This window comes from Fodinibacter luteus (assembly GCF_039541575.1).
Lineage (GTDB): Bacteria > Actinomycetota > Actinomycetes > Actinomycetales > Dermatophilaceae > Fodinibacter > Fodinibacter luteus.
Genome location: NZ_BAABGM010000006.1, coordinates 1 through 4,987, shown reverse-complemented (window position 1 = coordinate 4,987; position 4,987 = coordinate 1). Strand labels below are relative to the sequence as shown.

Below are 4,987 nucleotides of genomic sequence, written 5' to 3'. Positions count from 1 at the left end.
CGACCCTTCCCGCTGAACGAGTCAGCGACTTGGGCCAGTTACACCGTTAGTCGGACAGTCTCTCCGCGGATAGGTCAGGGTTGTCGGGCTGGGCGGCTGTCCCAGCGGTGGGTGAACCAGGCTTGGGCGATCAGTCGTCGGGTGATGATCACGGCGTTGGCCAAGGCGATGAACGCGTCGATCACGCGGTCGTGTCGGTCGGTGCAGATGGCGAGCCTTCTGAAGCCGCGGTTGTGCCAGGAGTTCGTCCGTTCGATGACCCATCGGGCGCCGGCTTGGAGGGGGAATCCCTTGACGCTGATCACCGATTCGCAGCCGAGCTCGTGGAGCAGGTCGCGGGTCTTGGCGCTGTCGTACCCGGCGTCCAGGTGCACGGTGATCCGGTCCGGTAGGCCCACCCCGAGCCCTTCATCGAAGCGGGCCAGCTTGGCCAGGGTCGGGCGCAGCAGCGGGGAGTCATTGCGGTTCGCCGGCGCGATGACACACCCCAAAGGGATCCCGGCGGCGTCGACCAGCAGAGATCGTTTGGTGCCCAGTTTCCCTCTGCCCACGGGCGATTTGCCCGCGACCTGCCCACCGCACGGGGCTTTGACGATGCACCCGTCGACGGTCACGTCGCCTAGGTCCAGCCCCACGATCTGGTCGTACGCGCGCAAGCAGATGTCCTCCAGCTCCTCGAAGAGCCCGGCGGCGATCCACTCGTCCCGGCGGGCGCGCAGCGTGGTCGCCGAACACGTTGAGTCCGCGATCCGCTCGTAGGCCGCGCCCAGGACCAGCACCTGTACCAGCTTGTCGAACACCACCCGGTCCTCGATGCGTGGGCGGTGGCAGCCCAGCGCGTGGGTGTCCACGTGCGCAGGAATCAGCGCGGCGAACTGGTCCCACAACGGTTCGATCAGTGAAGATGGCAGGGCAGGCACGGACGCCTCCTGGAGACGGCTGACTTGACACCACCTCTCCTACTCGCGTCCGTGCCTGCACCCCGTCTGCGACACGCGCCTCAGCCGTAACACGCGTACCTATCCGCGGAACCTCTTAGGACCGGTGAAGCACACCGGTTCAGGATGCGTCCTATCGCCGCGTGCGCGTCACGCCGTACGCATGCGTCAGTGCGCGTCGGTCAGGTGCCGGCCTTGGGGTCCGGCAGGACGTCACGCCAAGAGTGCTGCGGTGCTTAGCCGAGGAGATCGCGAGGCTTGTCGATGGAGTAGAAGGTCTCGTCCCGCCCCATCTGGCGTCTCACCGTCACTCCCACGTAGAAGCGGTCCCGGATCTCGTTGGTGGTCTCAGCGACGGAATGTCCGCGTTGGTAGCGTTGAACACCTCGTAGCCCAGGCCGTCGACCTCGAGGCAATGGATCGAGTGTCGGTCTGGGGCGAGCGGGTGTCCATAGCCCTCCTGAGTCACTACGCCAGCCGATCTTCGGGCAGTCCTGAGGGGGCTCGACCGATGCACCGCTGTCCATAGACGTAACCCGCGGCTCACTGGGCGCCACAATGGCGAGATGAGCGCCACCCCCACCGTCGAGGTTCCCGCCCATGTCGTCCTGGTCCCCGGGTTCTGGCTCGGTGCCTGGGCGTGGGACGACGTCATCGCGCACCTGTCAGAGCACCATCTGACGGCGCTCGCCGTGACCCTGCCGGGCCTCGAGGCAGACGATGACGACCGGGGCTCGGTGACCCTGCTGGACCACGTCGGCGCGATCGAGGCCGCGCTGGCCCGAGCACCACAGGGTGCCCGCACCGTGCTTGTGGCGCACAGCGGCGCGGCCGTCCCTGCGACGGTCGCACTGGACCGGCACGTCGACCAGGTCGAGCACGTCGTCTGGGTCGACACGGCCCCGGTCGTGGACGGCTACGCCATCGACCCGAACGTGACCGGCGACGAGCACGCGCTCTCGGCGCAGTACGACGAGGAACTGGCAGAGGGGTCGATGGAAGGCCTGACCGAGGAGCAGCTGGCCACGTTCCGAGAGCGCGCCGTTCCACAACCGACCTCCTCGATGCGCGAAGCCGTGTCGCTACACGACGACCGTCGACTCAACGTCCCGGGCACCATCGTGTGCACCTCTTTCCCGGCGGCGGAGTACCGTTCCTACGCCAAGCAGGGAATGCCATTCCTCGCCGGCATCCTGCAGTACCGGAAACTGGAGCTCGTCGACCTGCCGACCGGGCACTGGCCGATGTGGAGCCGGCCGGCCGACCTTGCCGCGATCATCGCCGACGCAGCAGCCCCGCCGGAGTGACGGCCAGGGAGCACACCGGCGGAGCGGGCGCCGTGCAGCGATCTTGACCCGACACGCGAGGAGATGCGTCCTTTCGCCGCAAGCCAGCTCCCGCGGCTGGGCGGGGTAGGGGCTCGACGTACCCGGCGCTGTCAGGCAGATGTCAAAGACGGACGGTCTTACTTCGCCGTCCCGCGCGAGTGTTCCCTCGACGGTTCAAGTCCACGGCCCGGTCACCTCGGCCGTCGTCCGGCGCGCGATGCTTCACGGCCTCACAACGAAGTGCGCCCGCACGGTCCAGCCCGTGCCCGACACGTCGGTCATCGTGAGTTCGTAGTCGAACCGGCCCTGAAGAGCGGTCGTGGTAGGGCCAAAGTCTTGATTCGTGACCACGAAGATCGGAAAGTGACTGTGGCCGTCCACATCGAACGCGGGGTCGATGGTGGTGGTCAGTGGCGGTACGTCGAAGTTGGTCAGGAAGGGGTCGAACGGCTTCCCGTCCTGGGTCGCCACTCCCTCGACGTGTACCGGGAACGTCGCGTTGGCGATGATCGGGCCTGAGGCGAAGTCCGGCGACGAGCCAACGACTCCTGGGTCAGGAACAACCATGCACACCAGGAACACGCCGTTCCCATCCGAGAACTCCGAGCGTGTGAACCCATGGCCGCGATGGAAGTCCTCGGACCTGATGCCCAGCCCGAGTTCCGTGTCGTAGGGGGGCATGTGGGCCGCCCCGGGGCCGATAGCCAGCCAAGGCAACCGCGGCACGTGGTTGGGTGGGGGCAACAGCCGGCCGATTGTCTCGAAGGCTTCGGCATAGCCGGTCCCTGCGGTGCCGATCGGCGCCGAGAAGAGGTGACAGTCATCCGGCGCCCACGTGGGGTTTCCGATCGGCTTGATCTGGATGCCACCACTGTCAGCTCGCGCAGGGGACAGGGTCCCAAGCAGGAGGGAGAGCACGAGCGCGCCAAGCATCGCCGCGCCTCTTAACCAACGGGTCGCCATATCCAGACTCCTCACCAATAGAGTGCGCATGTGCCATGCAGGCTTCGCGGTCGGCTCGCAATCCTCCGCTGCCGTAGGCGTTTCAGCGGAAGACCCCGTCTGGTCACCATGCGGGCCACCTCAGAACCCACCCCAACGGCACGCATCGAGTCTCCTCCCGCCGTTCGAGGCACGTCCATAGCCAACGCGGGTGGTTCCTCAGACCCGCGTCCAGGGCTGAGGGCCCCCGGTGGCGCCCGGGATGGTGGCTCGGTTACTCCGGGGCACATCCACCAGCCCTACGAGAGTTCCAGCCACACCGGCCCGGCGGCTGAGACCGAGCAACGTCCACAAGCGGCGGCACGCGCCTGGGACGACCAGTGGGACGGTGCGACCGGCACCGCGGACCCCTCCGTGTACCCGCAGCCAGTTCTCGGGCATCGCATGAGCGCGAACATCAAGGTTCGTCTCTTGCGACACCTGGGCACTCATCCGATTTGCGGCGTGCGTGCGATTGCTAGGGCTCGTACCGGAGGCCGCCGTCCGCGCAGAACGCGGTGCTCGCCACGTCGTCGTTGGTAAGACTCAGCCGTGTCGGGTGCCGGATGAGGCTGCTTGCAACGGCCGTTTCATCAGCACCTCACGGGCGGGCGAGAGCCGCGCAGAGAGTTGGGCCGATCAGCGCTTCGTCAGCGAAGTCGTGACGGCCCGCGACGTCGCGCCACGTCGACTCGTTCAGGTCCTCGTAAACGATCCGACCCGCGTCCTTGATCGTCACGCCTTCCTCTGGCTCGTTAACCATGTACCGGAAGCCGGTCACTGTGCGGTCGAACTCGTCGGTGCCCGGGATGCGATTGTGGATTTGCACGAAATGGCCGCGCACGACGATCGACTGGCCGGTCTCCGCGTTGGTCCACACGTCGCGCGGTGCCGAGACGAACTCGGTGAAACGAGTCACGTTTCCCTCGGCGTCGAAGAACACAGTGAACCGGTCGGAAACGGTGCCAGCCACGTGCGCCTCGAAGGTGCCGCAGTCGACGGTGAACTGGAAGCTTTCGTTGGACGCCTGGACGAAGTGGTCGGGCGGGCTTGCCGAAGCGCTACCTGCGGCTAGTGTGTCGCACCGGAAGTTCGTAAGATAAATTGTAGAATCGGGTGTGGCGAGAACAGGTCGACCGAAAGCCGAGCTGGTCCTCAGTGATGAGGAGCGGGCGCAGCTGGTGCGGTGGTCGCGGCGGGCGAAGTCGTCTCAGTCGTTGGCGCTGCGGTCCAAGATCGTGCTGGCCTGCGCGGACGGTCTGGACAACAAAGCCGTTGCAGCGAAGCTGAACTGCGTACCGGCGACGGTGGGCAAGTGGCGCGCCAGGTTCGTGACCGACCGGCTCGACGGGCTGATGGACGAGGCCCGCCCGGGCCGGCCGCCGTCGATCACCGTCGACCAGGTCGAGGACGTCGTGGTCGCCACGCTGGAGTCGACCCCGGCGAACGCGACACTGGTCTCGGGCGTCGATGGCTCAGCGCACCGGGCTGTCCAAGACCACGATCGGGCGGATCTGGAAGGCGTTCGACCTCAAGCCGCACCGGGCGGACACGTTCAAGCTGTCCAAGGACCCGCTGTTCGTGGAGAAGGTCTACGACGTGGTCGGGCTGTACCTGGATCCGCCCGAGAGCGCCGTCGTGCTCTGCGTGGACGAGAAGAGCCAAGTCCAAGCACTGGCCCGGTCCGCACCGGTGCTGCCGATGATGCCCGGCATGCCCGAGAAGCGCACCCACGACTAC

4 protein-coding genes and 1 pseudogene are annotated in these 4,987 nt (G+C 66.7%); 2 read left to right on the top strand and 3 right to left on the bottom strand.

Features of this window, described 5'->3' with window-relative positions; all coding sequences use genetic code 11:
* Window positions 1–74 precede the first annotated feature (74 nt).
* Window positions 75–920 (bottom strand): IS5 family transposase, encoded by an 846-nt coding sequence (locus ABD899_RS04995; protein ID WP_345203033.1) that lies wholly within the window; start codon window positions 918–920, stop codon window positions 75–77.
* Window positions 921–1,504: 584 nt separating this feature from the next.
* Between ABD899_RS04995 and ABD899_RS04990 the strand changes: the two genes are divergently transcribed.
* Window positions 1,505–2,245 (top strand): alpha/beta fold hydrolase, encoded by a 741-nt coding sequence (locus ABD899_RS04990; RefSeq protein ID WP_345203031.1) that lies wholly within the window; start codon window positions 1,505–1,507, stop codon window positions 2,243–2,245.
* A 243-nt stretch (window positions 2,246–2,488) separates the two neighbouring features.
* On the opposite strand, the gene ABD899_RS04985 is transcribed toward ABD899_RS04990, so the two are convergent.
* A complete protein-coding gene (locus ABD899_RS04985) occupies window positions 2,489–3,229 on the bottom strand; it encodes a hypothetical protein (RefSeq protein WP_345203029.1) in 741 nt (246 codons plus the stop codon).
* Window positions 3,230–3,848: 619 nt separating this feature from the next.
* Window positions 3,849–4,220, bottom strand: coding sequence for a hypothetical protein (locus tag ABD899_RS04980; RefSeq protein WP_345203026.1), 372 nt, complete (start codon window positions 4,218–4,220; stop codon window positions 3,849–3,851).
* Between the two features lie 130 nt (window positions 4,221–4,350).
* On the opposite strand from ABD899_RS04980, the pseudogene ABD899_RS04975 reads away from it, so the two are divergent.
* Window positions 4,351–4,987, top strand: a pseudogene (locus ABD899_RS04975) (IS630 family transposase); the annotation flags it as partial.

What these genes read in the sequence shown, in the direction of transcription:
- ABD899_RS04985 (WP_345203029.1), bottom strand. Translation starts at nt 3,229, where the DNA reads ATGGCGACCCGTTGGTTAAGAGGCGCGGCGATGCTTGGCGCGCTCGTG.
- ABD899_RS04990 (WP_345203031.1), top strand. Translation starts at nt 1,505, where the DNA reads ATGAGCGCCACCCCCACCGTCGAGGTTCCCGCCCATGTCGTCCTGGTC.